General features: G+C 69.0%; 14 protein-coding genes. 7 read left to right on the top strand and 7 right to left on the bottom strand.

The genetic code is table 11. The annotated features are described in order from the left end of the window. Positions 1-18 precede the first annotated feature (18 nt). Positions 19-234: a hypothetical protein gene (locus tag MA876_RS17505; RefSeq protein WP_248152607.1), complete on the top strand. Its 216-nt coding sequence runs from the start codon at positions 19-21 to the stop codon at positions 232-234. 3 nt (positions 235-237) lie between these two features. On the opposite strand, the gene MA876_RS17500 is transcribed toward MA876_RS17505, so the two are convergent. Then, positions 238-882 carry a DUF1345 domain-containing protein gene (locus MA876_RS17500; RefSeq protein ID WP_248152605.1) on the bottom strand — a complete coding sequence of 215 codons (645 nt, stop codon included), beginning with the start codon at positions 880-882 and terminating at the stop codon, positions 238-240. Between the two features lie 117 nt (positions 883-999). On the opposite strand from MA876_RS17500, the gene MA876_RS17495 reads away from it, so the two are divergent. Together MA876_RS17495 and MA876_RS17490 are read left to right on the top strand one after the other, a co-directional pair. Next, on the top strand, positions 1000-2475 hold the full coding sequence (locus MA876_RS17495) for an MDR family MFS transporter (protein ID WP_248152603.1): 1476 nt from the start codon (positions 1000-1002) through the stop codon (positions 2473-2475). 92 nt (positions 2476-2567) lie between these two features. Then, positions 2568-3140 (top strand): carboxymuconolactone decarboxylase family protein, encoded by a 573-nt coding sequence (locus MA876_RS17490; protein WP_248152596.1) that lies wholly within the window; start codon positions 2568-2570, stop codon positions 3138-3140. Positions 3141-3147: 7 nt separating this feature from the next. Here the strand turns inward: MA876_RS17490 and MA876_RS17485 are convergent, their stop codons facing one another. Genes MA876_RS17485 through MA876_RS17475 form a run of 4 tightly spaced genes read right to left on the bottom strand, consistent with a single transcriptional unit; the run spans position 3148 to position 7153 of the window. Continuing rightward, complete coding sequence (locus tag MA876_RS17485) at positions 3148-3654, bottom strand: hypothetical protein (protein ID WP_248152595.1); 507 nt, start codon at positions 3652-3654, stop codon at positions 3148-3150. Positions 3655-3671: 17 nt separating this feature from the next. Continuing rightward, the gene (locus MA876_RS19175; RefSeq protein WP_275563329.1) at positions 3672-3794 is read right to left on the bottom strand and encodes a hypothetical protein; all 123 of its coding nucleotides are present in this window, start codon (positions 3792-3794) and stop codon (positions 3672-3674) included. Positions 3795-3815: 21 nt separating this feature from the next. Continuing rightward, positions 3816-4652, bottom strand: coding sequence for a DNA-formamidopyrimidine glycosylase family protein (locus tag MA876_RS17480; RefSeq protein WP_248152592.1), 837 nt, complete (start codon positions 4650-4652; stop codon positions 3816-3818). Positions 4653-4681: 29 nt separating this feature from the next. Beyond that, entirely contained in the window at positions 4682-7153 is a 2472-nt protein-coding gene (locus MA876_RS17475) for an MMPL family transporter (protein ID WP_248152590.1), read from the bottom strand. A 74-nt stretch (positions 7154-7227) separates the two neighbouring features. Between MA876_RS17475 and MA876_RS17470 the strand changes: the two genes are divergently transcribed. The 4 genes from MA876_RS17470 to MA876_RS17455 all read left to right on the top strand — a co-directional run bounded on the left by MA876_RS17470 (position 7228) and on the right by MA876_RS17455 (position 10279). Continuing rightward, positions 7228-7815 (top strand): TetR/AcrR family transcriptional regulator, encoded by a 588-nt coding sequence (locus MA876_RS17470; protein WP_248152588.1) that lies wholly within the window; start codon positions 7228-7230, stop codon positions 7813-7815. A 45-nt stretch (positions 7816-7860) separates the two neighbouring features. Beyond that, positions 7861-9036, top strand: coding sequence for an aminoglycoside phosphotransferase family protein (locus MA876_RS17465; RefSeq protein ID WP_248152585.1), 1176 nt, complete (start codon positions 7861-7863; stop codon positions 9034-9036). A gap of 82 nt (positions 9037-9118) precedes the next feature. Then, positions 9119-9544 carry a VOC family protein gene (locus tag MA876_RS17460; protein ID WP_248152582.1) on the top strand — a complete coding sequence of 142 codons (426 nt, stop codon included), beginning with the start codon at positions 9119-9121 and terminating at the stop codon, positions 9542-9544. Between the two features lie 21 nt (positions 9545-9565). Next, the gene (locus tag MA876_RS17455) at positions 9566-10279 is read left to right on the top strand and encodes a GAF and ANTAR domain-containing protein (protein WP_248152575.1); all 714 of its coding nucleotides are present in this window, start codon (positions 9566-9568) and stop codon (positions 10277-10279) included. Here the strand turns inward: MA876_RS17455 and MA876_RS17450 are convergent. Together MA876_RS17450 and MA876_RS17445 are read right to left on the bottom strand one after the other, a co-directional pair. Beyond that, positions 10276-11355 (bottom strand): fatty acid desaturase family protein, encoded by a 1080-nt coding sequence (locus MA876_RS17450; RefSeq protein ID WP_248152573.1) that lies wholly within the window; start codon positions 11353-11355, stop codon positions 10276-10278. The two genes, MA876_RS17455 and MA876_RS17450, sit on opposite strands and share 4 nt — an antisense overlap. A gap of 122 nt (positions 11356-11477) precedes the next feature. After that, positions 11478-12419 (bottom strand): diacylglycerol/lipid kinase family protein, encoded by a 942-nt coding sequence (locus tag MA876_RS17445; RefSeq protein ID WP_248152572.1) that lies wholly within the window; start codon positions 12417-12419, stop codon positions 11478-11480. Positions 12420-12480: the final 61 nt, after the last annotated feature.

Here is a 12480-nt window from a genome sequence, read left to right as displayed (position 1 = left end):
CGGGGCTAGGCTGAGGGCATGACTTCGACTCCCGAGACCCCCGCCCACGACGGCAGCGACCTCGCCGAGCTCCGCGACGAGATCGACGAACTCAAGGCGATCCCCGAGGACGAGCTTCTCAACCCGCTCCCGAAGATCGTCGAAGAGAACGAGGCGACCGCGGCGCCGACCGACGCGATCGGCTCCGAGAAGTGGGACCTCCCCGTCGAGGACGAGTCGCTCGACCAGCAGTAGCGGTCATCCGAGGTCGAGCACGAGATTGACCACGGTGCCGATGATGACGGCACCGAACAGGTAGGCGATGAGCGCCTGCGCCGTCACCGTGCGCCTGATCTGACTGCTCTTCACGTTCGTGTCGGCCACCTGGTAGCCCATGCCGACGCCGAGTGAGAAGTAGTAGAAGTCCGAATAGCTCGGGTCGACGTCGCCCTCGTTGAAGTCGATGCCTCCGACGGGGTCGGAGTAGTAGACCCGCGCGGTGCGCAAGGCGTAGTCGACCTGGATCAGCCCCCACGACGAGGCGACGCTCACGAACGCGATCGCCGCCAGGACGTACGACTCGAGATCGGACTCGATCCCCGTCTGGTAGAGCACGACGAAGACCGCCGCGAGACTCGCGGTGCTGCCCACGAGCGCGACGAGACGCGCAGCCGGGCGGCCGGGATCCTCGGCGCTCGCGTGCCGCCGCGTCTCGGCCCCCGTCATCGGCCACACGATGATCGTGATCCAGATCACCGACACGAGGCACAGCGTCGACCACCCCGCCAGCAGTCCGGCGGCGATGCCGAGCAGCGGGCTCACGACGATCGCCGCGGCGATACCCGCGACGAGCGCGACGATCGAGCGGAGCACGACGGTCGAGCGGGGTCCGGATCCAGCCATACGCGAATGTTTTCACGGCATTCGGGAATGGGATGCCCCACCCCGCCGTTAGTCTGAAAGCTTGCCATCCTCGGGTGGCGCTGTTCGTGCACCACCCGAGCCCTGAGGAGACGACCTATGGCCGCGACCGACATCCACCCCTCGACGGGTAGCATCCCCGCGCAGAACGTCACCCGCACCGGGCCGGTCATCGCACTTCTCGTCGTCGCCGCGTTCGTCGTCATCCTGAACGAGACGACCATGGGCGTTGCTCTCACGCCCATCATGGAAGATCTCGGCATCACCGCTTCCACGGGTCAGTGGCTCACGACCGGATTCCTCCTCACGATGGCCATCGTCATCCCGCTGACCGGGTTCCTGCTGTCCCGCTTCACGATCCGCCAGGTCTTCTTCGCGGCGATGTCGCTCTTCGCGCTCGGAACCCTCGTCGCCGCGCTCGCTCCGAGCTTCCCGTTCCTCCTCGCCGGCCGCGTCATCCAGGCCTCCGGGACCGGTGTCATGATGCCGTTGCTGTTCACGACAGTGCTCAACATCGTGCCGGCGTCTCACCGCGGTCGCATGATGGGCGTCATCACCATCGTCATCGCCGTGGCACCTGCCATCGGCCCGACGGTGTCCGGCCTCATCCTCTCGACGCTGACGTGGCACGCGATCTTCTGGATCATGTTCCCGATCGCTCTGCTCTCCATCGCGCTCGGCGCCATCTGGGTGCGAAACGTCACCGAGACCGATCCGCACGCGCGCTTCGACATGCTCTCCGTCGTGCTCTCCGCGCTGGGCTTCGGTGGACTGATCTTCGGCTTGAGCAGCATCGGCGAGTCTGCATCCGGTCATGCAGCCGTGCCGGTCTGGATCCCGCTTGTCGTCGGCGCCGTCGCGCTCGTCCTGTTCGTCCTCCGTCAGCTGAAGCTGCAGAAGACCGACGGCGCACTCCTCGATCTCCGCACGTTCAAGAGCAAGACCTTCAGTCTCGCCGTCGTTCTGGTCGCCGTCGTCTTCGCCGCGCTTTTCGGTTCGCTCATCCTCCTGCCCATCTACCTGCAGCAGGTGCTCGGACTCGGCACCCTGACCGTCGGGCTGATGCTGCTGCCCGGCGGCATCCTCATGGGTGTGATGGCCCCCATCGTCGGCAACCTCTTCGACCGGTTCGGTCCGACCCCGCTCGTCATCCCCGGACTCGTGATCGCCGCCGGTTCCCTGTGGGGCATGACCACGTTCGACGAGGGCACACCGGTCTGGTGGATCGTCGTCGTCTACCTGGTCCTCAACCTCGGTCTGGGCCTCACTTTCACTCCGCTGATGACGTCGGCGCTCGGCTCGCTCCCCCGCAAGCTGTACCCGCACGGAAGTGCCGTCGTCGGCACGGTGCAGCAGGTCGCGGGCGCCGCCGGCACCGCCCTGTTCGTCACACTCATGTCCGTCACCGCGGCGGCCGCCGTCGGCAACGGAACCGACCCCGTTCTGGCGAGCGCGCAAGGCGTCCACGCGGCGTTCTTCGTCGGTGCCTGCATCGCATCGGCCGCGGTCGTGCTCGGCCTGTTCGTCCGGAAGCCGGTCGACGGCGAGATCGAGGGCGCGCCGATCGGCCACTGACGTATCAGCGCATCGGTCCACCCCCTCGTGGCGGGTGCGGGCGTGTGCCAGGCTGAGCCCTGGCCGACCCGCACCCGAGCGAGGAGCACCCGATGATCGTCACACCGCCCACGGCCGAGAGCGACCCGCACGTCGCGGCGAAGTACCACGACGACCTCCGCGGTGACGGCTTCGTGTATCGCCACACGCAGGCGATGGAGATCGACCCCGAGGTGCACGAGCTCTTCGACGCGATCACGAGCTCGCTGGCGCAGTCGCTCGGCCTCCGCACCTACGAACTCGCCACGCTGGGCGCCGCCCGCGCTCTCGGCTCCGCCCACTGCCTGCTCGCGCACGGGCGCCGCGCTCTGCGCGAGGGGGTGCTCGATGAAGACACGCTCGCCGCCCTCGCGCGCGGCGATCATTCAGGGCTGAGCGCTTCCGATGCCGCAGTGGTGCGCTTCGCCGAGCGACTGTCGACGGATGCGTCGGCGATGACGGACGCCGACAGTCGGTCGCTCCGCGACGCCGGCTTCACCGACCGCGAGATCGTCGACATCGCCTTGGCAGCCGGTGCGCGCAACTTCTTCAGCCGCACGCTGCAGGCGCTCGCGGTGCCGGTCGACGACGTTCCGGGTCTCACACCGGGGCTCGTCGATGCACTGCTGACATCCACGCGCCGCTGACCGGCGTTCAGTGGTGGATGAAGGCCTTCAGCGCGACCAGGATGAATCCGAACGCCGAGGTGACGATCGCGCTGACGAAGCGCGGCCAGACCCTGGTCGTCCAGCGCGCGACGGCGAACCAGCCGAGCAGGCCCAGGAGCACCGCGTCGAAGATGAGCGCCGTCCAGATGGCGGTGTCGTCGTCGACCGCCTTCGTGGCGCCGAGCAGCAGGATCACGAGCGCCGGGACGGTGGCGACGAGCATTCCGACGGAGTGACGGACGGATGCCCGCACGGAAGGCCAGAATCCGGCGGCGCCCTCGGTCGCGGCCAGGCGCGCGAGCGACCCCGCGAAGATGTGCGCGAGGAAGAACACGATCACCGTCACGACGACGGTGAGGAACGCGTTGATCGAGGAGCCGGTCGCACTGCCGCTGACGACGATCATCCCCGAGACGAGGATGAGGCCGTAGACGGCCTCTTCGGATTGCAGGACCCTCGTGACAGAGGGCTTGAGGAGCTGCTCGTCGGTCATGACGGGCGTCGTACGGGTCAGACGGTGCTGCAGGAGCCCCCGCCGCAGCACGACGACGAGCTCTCCACGACGGTCAGCAGGTTCTTGTCATCGCCGACGGGCTGGACGGTCGTGGGCGTGGTGAGGGGCGAAGTCGTCATACCGACATGCTACTCGCGCGATCAGGCGTCGGCGCCCAGCAGCGCGCCGTCGGTCTGGCACGTGGGGCAGTACTCGGCCGTCGTGCTGCCGAACGAGAAGGAGCGCACGGTGTCGCCGCAGACGGAGCAGACCTCGCCCGTCCGGCCGTGCACGCGCATCGCAGCGACCTTCGCGGCCTTGAGCTGATCGATCGGAATGCCCCGGCGTGCGGCGATGGCACCGCTGATCGTCGACGTCGTCGCGTCGAACAGGCGGCCTCGCTCACGCTCGTCGAGAGCCGCGGCATGCACGACGGGCGACAGCTTCGCCAGATGCAGGATCTCGTCGGAGTACGCGTTGCCGATGCCGGCGAGCGATTCCTGCTCCTGCAGGACCGCTTTGAGCTGCTTGCGGCGTCCGATGACCACCGCGTCGAGGTCGGCCTGCGTGAACTCGGGATCGGCGGGATCGAGGCCGAGTTTCGAGACTGCCGGCACGTCACGGGGCTGATCGACGACGAAGAGGCCGAGCGAGATCCAGTTGCCGGCATCCGTCAACGACAGCTCCGCGCCGTCGTCGAGCGACAGCGTCGCGAGTGCGGGGGGCGCGCCCTCGGGTGGATCCTCACGACCCTGGGACCACCGCGCCCATCCGTGCCGGCCGAGCGAGATGCCGAGGTGACGCCCGCCGACCGCGAGGTCGAGGTGCTTGCCGTAGCGCTCCGCGCCCGTGATCTCGGCGCCGACGAGCGACTCCGGCGGCGCCGCGCGGGTCTTGATCGCGCGGAACTCGAGCACGTCGACCCCCGTGATCGTGCGACCGCGCGCACGATCGTCCAGGAACTCGGCGAGCGCCTGCACCTCGGGAGACTCCGGCATGCCGTCATCCTGTCACGGCCGACCGACACTCACGAGGTGTGGTGCGGCGGGTGCGTGCGCTCCAGGTTCGCGCCTTCGACGTCGACGTTCGGGATGACCCGGTCCAGCCATTTCGGCAGCCACCACGCCGAGCGACCGAGCAGGTGCATGAGCGCCGGCATGAGCAGCATCCGCACGAGGAACGCGTCGAGCAGGATGCCGAGCGCGAGCCCGAAGCCGAGTGACTTGATGATGGTGGATTCCGACGTGATGAAGCCCGAGAACACGGCGACCATGATGAGCCCTGCCGCGATGACGACGCTTCGGCCCGCCCGGAAGCCCTGCGCGACGGCGAGTCGCGCGGGCGAGCCGTGCACGTACGCCTCGCGCATGCCGGTCGCGAGGAAGAGCTGGTAGTCCATCGCGAGCCCGAATAGGATGCCGACGAGGATCACGGGCAGGAAGCTCAGCACAGGCCCGGTGCTGTGGATCCCGAAGACCTCGGCACCCCACCCCCACTGGAACACCGCCGTGATCGCGCCGAAGGTCGCGAACAGCGACAGGATGAACCCGCCCGTCGCGATGAGCGGCACGAGCAGCGAGCGGAACACCATGATCATGATGAGGAACGACAGGCCGATCACGACCGACAGGTAGAGCGGCAGCACGTCGGCGAGCGCTTCGGAGATGTCGATGTTGATCGCCGCCTGACCCGCGACGCCGAGCGGTTCGCCGCCGTACTCGAGACCGCGCAGGTCGCGCACGAGCGCGTCGGTGGACTCGCTCGTCGGACCTTCCGCCGGCACGACCTGGAAGGCGGCGAGCTCGCCGTCGTCCGACACGGCGATCGGAGCGACCGCCACGACATCGTCCTCGCCCGCGAGCAGACGCGCGATCTCGAGCTGCGCAGCGAGGATCTCGTCGTCGCTCTGGCCTCCCGACAGCTCCGCCGTCACGAGCAGCGTTCCGTTCGCGCCTTCGCCGAAGGCCTTCGCCGTCGTCGTGAACGCCTGGTAGGCCGACGAGTCCGCGGGTTCCGACGAACCGTCGGGCAGCCCGAGGCGCATCGACAGCGACGGGATCGCGATGACGAGCAGCGCGAGCACCGCGACGAGCGAGGTCACGACCGCACGCCACGTGGGCATGGGCTTCACGGCGGGCGGGGCCACCGCATCCGTCGCCAATTTCGCCCGCGCTCGGCGCGAGAGGATCCGCGTGCCCGCAGCCCCCAGCAGCGCCGGCGTGAGGGTGATCGCGATCAGCACGGCGATCGCGACGGCGATGCCGCCGACCGTCCCCATGAGACCGAGGAACGGGATGCCCGTGACGTTGAGGGCGAACAGCGCGATGATGACCGTGGATCCTGCGAAGACGACGGCGTTGCCGGCCGTGCCGTTCGCGAGGGCGATCGAGTCGGTGACCTCGACGCCCTGCAGCAGCTGTTTGCGATGGCGGTAGATGATGAAGAGCGCGTAGTCGATACCGACCGCGAGGCCGAGCATGACGCCCAGGACGGGCGTGACCGAGGCCATCTGCACGACGCCCGAGAAGGCGAGGGTCGAGAGCGCCGCGACCGCGACGCCGAGGATGGCGGTGATGAGGGGGAAGGATGCCGCGAGCAGCGAGCCCAGCATCACGATGAGGATGACGCCTGCGAGCGCGACACCCACGACCTCTCCGACGCCGAGGATCTGCGGAACGCCCTGCGAGATCTCGGTCGAGAACGACACCTCGACCCCGTCGATCGGCTCTGACTCGAAGTGCTCGACGACGGCCTGCTTCGAGGCCTCCTGCAGCTCGAGGCGCGGCTCGCTGAACGCGACGTTGACGAGGGCCGTGGACCCGTCCTCCGAGACGACCCGGATGCCGTCGGCCAGACTCAGCAGTTCGGCGCCCTGCTCGAGCTGGGCGCTCTGCATCTCGAGTTCCGCTCGCCCGTCGTCGATCTTCGTCTGCTCGGCATCGAGCTGCGCCCTGCCCGCATCGATCTGCGCCTGTTGCGGCGCGAGCTGGTCGGCGGGGATCCCGGATGCCAGAGCCTGATCGAGCTGGGCCTGTGCCGCGTCGAGCTGGGCGACTCCGGCATCCAGCTGCTCCTGGCCCGCGTCGAGCTGCGCCCGGGCATCCTCGATCTGCGTGCGGCCGTCGTCGATCTGCTGCTGACGATCGGCGCGCTCCTGCTCGGTCGAAAAGGGGTCGATGACGTCGGTCACGTCGGGCAGGTCGTCGCTCGACGCGACGAGCGCACTGATCGCGGCCCGCTGCTCGGCGGTGAGGGCGGAGCCGTCCTCCGTCGCGAAGACGACCGTGCCTGCCGCTCCCCCGTACTCGGGCAGCTTGTCCTCGAGTTCGGAGATGACGTCGCCGGACGCCGTTCCCGGCACGTCGAAGCTCGACGTGAGTCCTTTGAACCCGATGAGGAATCCGCCGACCGCGATCGCGAGGATCGCGACCCAGCCGAAGATCACGATCCAGGCGCGGCGCGCGGCGAAGGATCCCAGTCGGTACAGCAGCTCGGCCACGTCGTGCCCTTTCGATCGTCCTCCTAGATGATACGCAACGTCTCGTCTCGCTCGAGACGACGTAGGATGACCGGATGACCGCCGCCGCTCCCCCTCGTCGCACGGGCCCCGTGCGCAGCGAAGGCGTGCGGCTCGCGATCCTCGAGGCGACAGCGCGCCAGTTCGCCGCGCGGGGGTACGACCACCTGACGATCGAGGGCATCGCCGCCGAAGCGGCTGTCGGCAAGCAGACGATCTACCGCTGGTGGGGGTCGAAGAGCGCCCTCGTGGCCGAATGCCTCGTCGAGGGGATGCTGCTCCCCCACCGCCTCGCGCCGCCCGACACCGGCGATATCCGCGCCGACCTCACCGCGTGGGTCGACGCCGTCCTGACCCTTCTCGCCGAACCGCAGGGCGAGACGCTCCTGCGCTCGATCATCGCCGCCGCGGCCGAGAACGCCGACATCGGCCGACGCATCCGCGAGAGCCTCGCCGGGTCCGAGTCGATCGTCGGGCGGCTCGAGGCATCCATCGGCACAGCGCCCAACCTCACGCCGGGCGCTCCCTTCGAAGAGCTCAGCGAGACGCTCGTCGGGGCGATCGTGCTGCGCGCGCTCAGCCGCGCACCTCGCGAGCCGGGCGACGCCGCCCGCATCGTCGCGGCCGTGCTCGGCCCTGCGTGAGCTCGCACGGACGCCGCGAGCCCGGGTCGGAGATACAGTGACGGCGTGAGTGCCCGCCGCATCCGTCTCGCCCTGTGTCTGCACGACGGCACGCCGCTAGGCCTCACGCCCGCGCTCGATTTCGCCGACGGGACGTGGTGGACGGATGCCGCGGCCCTCGTCTCCGCGGCGCGCGAGGCGTGGGGGCTCGAGGTCGTCATCCTGCGCCTCGCCGAGACCGTGAAGTCCGGCGGCCTGCACCACCAGATCTACGCCGCCGAGGTCGCGGCGGAGCCGGTGCTCGCGCTCGATCCGGTCGATGCGACGCTGTTCGCCGATGAGCCACTGCGGATGCCGTGGGCGAAGCCGGGCGGTCCCGCCGCTCAGCTGGACTGGGCGACGACGGCGCTCGCGGCATCCGGTGTCCGCGTCACGGGTGCTCCTGTGCAGGTGCGGTCGTGGAACCTCTCGAGCCTCTGGCGGCTCCCCACCGACGCGGGCAGCGCGTGGCTCAAGGCCGTGCCGCCGTTCTTCGCCCACGAGGGCGCGGTGCTCGAGGCACTCGCCGGTCACCCGGTGCCGCGCGTGATCGCGCGTGCCGACGGCGTCACGCTGCTCGCGGACATCCCCGGTGTCGACCTGTACGAGCCGTCGTTGCCCGACGCGCTGCGCATGATCGACCTGCTCGTCGCGATGCAGTCCGACGTCGAGCGCTCGTCGCTGCCCGACCTGCCGTCGTGGTCGGTCGCCGATCTCGGTCCGGGAGCGCAGCGCGCGCTCGACGCGACTCCCGAGCTCTCGCAGGAGCACCGTCGCACCGTGCAGCGGATCATCGACGGACTCGGCTCGACGGCGCGAGCGGTCGAGGACTGCGGCATACCGGAGACGCTCGTGCACGGTGACTTCCACCCCGGCAACCTGCGCGGGACTGCGGGGTCGCTCACGCTGCTGGACTGGGGAGACAGCGGGTGGGGGCATCCGCTGCACGACGTGCCCGCCTTCGTGCAGAGGATGGATGCCACGGCCTCCGCCGCCGCGACGGCGCACTGGATGGAGGCCTGGCGCACGGCTGCACCCGGCAGCGACCCCGAGCGCGCCCTCGCGCTGCTCGAGCCCGTCGGCGCGCTGCGCCAGGCGCTCATCTACCAGCTGTTCCTCGACAACATCGAGCCCGTCGAGCGGGTCTACCACGCGTCGGATCCGCTTCCGTGGCTGCGCAAGGCCGCCGAGCTCGCCGCGTAGCGCAGCCCTCCGGGCACGTCAACGGGCGTGCGCGGAAGGGATGTCCGAGGCATCCTCGAGACTGACGCGCAGGAGGTTTCTCATGGCCGGACTCGGCAACATCACGTTCTATGCGAACGATCCCGTCGCGCTCGCGCGCTTCTGGTGCGGCGTCTTCGGCTACCCCGAGCAGAGGTTCGAAGGCGAGCTGAAGGCCGAGCTGCTCGCGTCGGGGCTGACGGAGGACGATCTGAACAAGCGCGGTCTCGCCGAAGACCCCGCGGGCGAAGGTCCGCGACTGTTCTTCCACCACGCGTCAGAGGAGAAGAGCGGTCGCAACCGCATCCATCTCGACATCGGCGCGACGCCCGGCCGCGCCCCGACGAACGAGGAGCTCGAGGCAGAGAAGGATCGCCTCGTCGCGCTCGGGGCTTCGGTGGTGCGCCTGGTGGACCAGTCGTGGGGCCCGTGGCCCGAGCACTACTACCAGATGGCCGATCCCGAGGGGAACGAGTTCTGCCTGCAGTGAAGCCGGTTCTACACTGACGTCATGGCGGCGCTGACGCGCGAGCAGCGTCTCGTCAGGACGTTCGTCGCCCTCGCGGACTCGCTCGTGGATGACTTCGACGTCGTCGACGTGCTGCAGCACCTCGTCGACGAATGCATCGTCCTGTTCGATGCGGCTGCGGCCGGGATTCTCCTCCGCGGCCCGACCGGGACGCTCGAGGTCATCGCCTCCACGAGCCATCGCACCGAGCTCCTCGAGCTGATGCAGTTGAGAGTCGGCGAAGGGCCGTGCGTCGAGGCGGTCGCGACGGGTCGCGTCATCTCGGTCGCGGATCTCGACAGTGCTGACGAGCGCTGGCCCGCGTTCGCACAGGATGCTCGATCGTGGGGCTTCGCATCCGTCCACTCGATCCCGTTACGACTGCGCGATGCGACGCTCGGCTCGCTCAACCTGTTCCGCGAGCAGACCGGCGAACTGAACGCACCGGATGCCGCGGCGGCGCGCGCTCTCGCCGACATCGCGACGATCAGCATTCTGCAGCAGCGGCTGGTCGAGGAATCCGGAATCGCTCAAGCCCAGCTCCAGCGGGCGCTCGACAGCCGCGTGCTCATCGAGCAGGCGAAGGGGTACCTGGCGCAGAAGCAGGGGCTGGACATGGATGCCGCGTTCACCCGCATCCGCTCCTATGCGCGCTCGACGCAGTCGCGGCTCGCGGCCGTCGCGGCCGAGATCATCGCGGGACGCGTCACACCCTAGATCGTCGAGCGATGCTGCAGAAGCGGGCACTCGAACGGGTCGCGCTCACCGAGCCCGACCCGGTTGATGTATCTCACGACGATGCCGTAGGACTGCCACAGTCCGGTCTGCGTGTACGTCACGTCGTGATCGCGGCAGAAGGCGGCGATCATGCCCGACGCCTCGCGCAGGTGCGGCCGTGGCATCGACGGGAACAGGTGGTGCTCGATCTGGTAGTTGAGACCGCCCATCGCGGTGTCGAGCAGACGACTGCCGCGGATGTTGCGGCTCATCAGCACCTGCCGGCGGAGGAAGTCGAGCTTCACGCCCGCAGGCACGAGGGGCATGCCTTTGTGGTTCGGCGCGAAGGCCATACCCATGTAGACGCCGAAGAGGCCGAGCTGCACGCCCAGGAACGCGAACGCGATGCCCGGCGACAGCACCATGAAGACGAGCAGCGGCAGCCCGACGAGCCGCACAGCGAGGAAGATCGTCTCGACCGTGCGACGGCGCAGGGGCGCCCGCGAGAAGACGCGCCGCACGCTCGAGGCGTGCAGCGAGAGGCCCTCGAGCAGCAGGATCGGGAAGAAGAACAGGCCCTGATGAGCCATGACCCACGACAGCGGCCCCGAGCGGCGACGTGCCGCCTGATCGGCGGTGACCGCGATGACCGGCAGATCGATGTCGGGATCGGATCCGATCTTGTTCGGGTTCGCGTGATGGATCGTGTGCTTGTGCTGCCACCAGCCATAGCTCATGCCCACCAGCAGGTTGCCGATGACGAGCGTGATCCAGTCGTTCCAGCGCCCGGATCGGAAGATCTGTCGATGCGCCGCGTCGTGGCCGAGCATCGCGACCTGCGTGAACGCGATCGCGAGCACGGCGGCCGTCACGAGCTGCCACCACGTCTCACCGATCAGCACGAACGCGACGAGCAGCGCGGCGAGCGCGAGGGGCGCGGCGACGAGCCGCGTCCAGTAGTAGCCATAGCGCCGGCGCATGAGTCCGCTGGCGGTGATCGCCTTCGACAGCGCGGTGTACGGGTTCTCAGTTCGCCCGGTGGCACGGACGGCGAGCGGAGGATTGATGGTGGACATGACGGGACCCTGTCGTCGAACCGGCGACGCGCTCCGCGCCGCTCGGATGACGGGGTCCAGGACATCCGTTCCGCAGTCTACTCCGGCTCCGGCTCCGGCGGCGCGGGGCTGGGAGTCTCCGGTCAGCGCACGCGGATCGCGGAGGGCTGGATGCTCACCGTGAACGAGCGCGTCTCGCCGATCTCCTCGCCGTCGATCTCGAACGCGCGGGCATCGGGCAGCGTGACTTCGAGCTTGCGCGCACGACCGTGGTTGACGGCATCCGTGCTCGCCGTGTCGGCAGCCCTGTCGAAGACCTTCTTCAGTCCGTTGTCCCACACCATCGTCTTGAGAGTGCCGACCCACTCCCCGACGCCCTCGGCGCTCAGCACGAGGTAGTCGAGCTCGCCGTCGGACGGATCCGCGTCGGGCAGGAGGGTGATCCCGCCCTGGATCATGCCGCAGTTGCCGATGAGGAGCGTGTGCCCCTTTTCGTCGCGCGCCGGTTCGTCGTCCTTCGTTATGTGGAACGGCACGACCTCGCTCGCGTCGAGGGCACGTCCGAGCGACTCGACGTAGGCCAGCCACCCCGCCTTGTCCTTGAGGTCGTCGTCGGTCTCGGCGATCATGTGCGCGTCGATGCCGAAGCCCACCATGACGACGAAGGCGTGACGCTCGCCGCCCTTCTCGAGATCGACGTCGACCCAGCCGACGTCGATCGCACGTGCCGGCCCGCCCAGAGCGCGGGTGAACGCAGCCGGAACGTCGTTGATCGGCACCTCGAGATTGCGCGCCAGCAGATTGCCGGTGCCCAGCGGCACGATCGCGAGCTCGACATCGTTCTGCGCATCGGCGAGATACTCCGAGACCGCGCGCACGGTGCCGTCGCCGCCGGCCACGATGAGGAGGTTCGCGCCGGCTTCGACGGCCTCCTTCGCGACCGCCTGACCGGGGTCGTCCTCGCTCGTCTCCCACCACCGCACGCGGGCGCCGTCGTCGGGATCGGATGCCGCGGCCAAGCCGCTCTCGAGCGTCTCGCGATCGGTCTTCGTCGGGTTCCAGATGACGGCGATATCCAGGGTCACAGCGATCCGTTCCAGGCCCCGGAGCGTGCGTCCGGCTGCCTACGACGCTACGGGGCGCACC

The sequence above is a fragment of the Microbacterium aoyamense genome, from assembly GCF_023155855.1.
GTDB lineage: Bacteria > Actinomycetota > Actinomycetes > Actinomycetales > Microbacteriaceae > Microbacterium > Microbacterium aoyamense.
The sequence above is the reverse complement of the archived record's forward strand: the minus strand, read 5'-3'. Positions and strand labels throughout refer to the sequence as shown.

Coding starts and splice junctions, on each gene's coding strand:
- MA876_RS17505 (WP_248152607.1), top strand. CDS start 19: ATGACTTCGACTCCCGAGACCCCCGCCCACGACGGCAGCGACCTCGCC.
- MA876_RS17500 (WP_248152605.1), bottom strand. CDS start 882: ATGGCTGGATCCGGACCCCGCTCGACCGTCGTGCTCCGCTCGATCGTC.
- MA876_RS17495 (WP_248152603.1), top strand. CDS start 1,000: ATGGCCGCGACCGACATCCACCCCTCGACGGGTAGCATCCCCGCGCAG.
- MA876_RS17490 (WP_248152596.1), top strand. CDS start 2,568: ATGATCGTCACACCGCCCACGGCCGAGAGCGACCCGCACGTCGCGGCG.
- MA876_RS17485 (WP_248152595.1), bottom strand. CDS start 3,654: ATGACCGACGAGCAGCTCCTCAAGCCCTCTGTCACGAGGGTCCTGCAA.
- MA876_RS19175 (WP_275563329.1), bottom strand. CDS start 3,794: ATGACGACTTCGCCCCTCACCACGCCCACGACCGTCCAGCCCGTCGGC.
- MA876_RS17480 (WP_248152592.1), bottom strand. CDS start 4,652: ATGCCGGAGTCTCCCGAGGTGCAGGCGCTCGCCGAGTTCCTGGACGAT.
- MA876_RS17470 (WP_248152588.1), top strand. CDS start 7,228: ATGACCGCCGCCGCTCCCCCTCGTCGCACGGGCCCCGTGCGCAGCGAA.
- MA876_RS17460 (WP_248152582.1), top strand. CDS start 9,119: ATGGCCGGACTCGGCAACATCACGTTCTATGCGAACGATCCCGTCGCG.
- MA876_RS17455 (WP_248152575.1), top strand. CDS start 9,566: ATGGCGGCGCTGACGCGCGAGCAGCGTCTCGTCAGGACGTTCGTCGCC.
- MA876_RS17450 (WP_248152573.1), bottom strand. CDS start 11,355: ATGTCCACCATCAATCCTCCGCTCGCCGTCCGTGCCACCGGGCGAACT.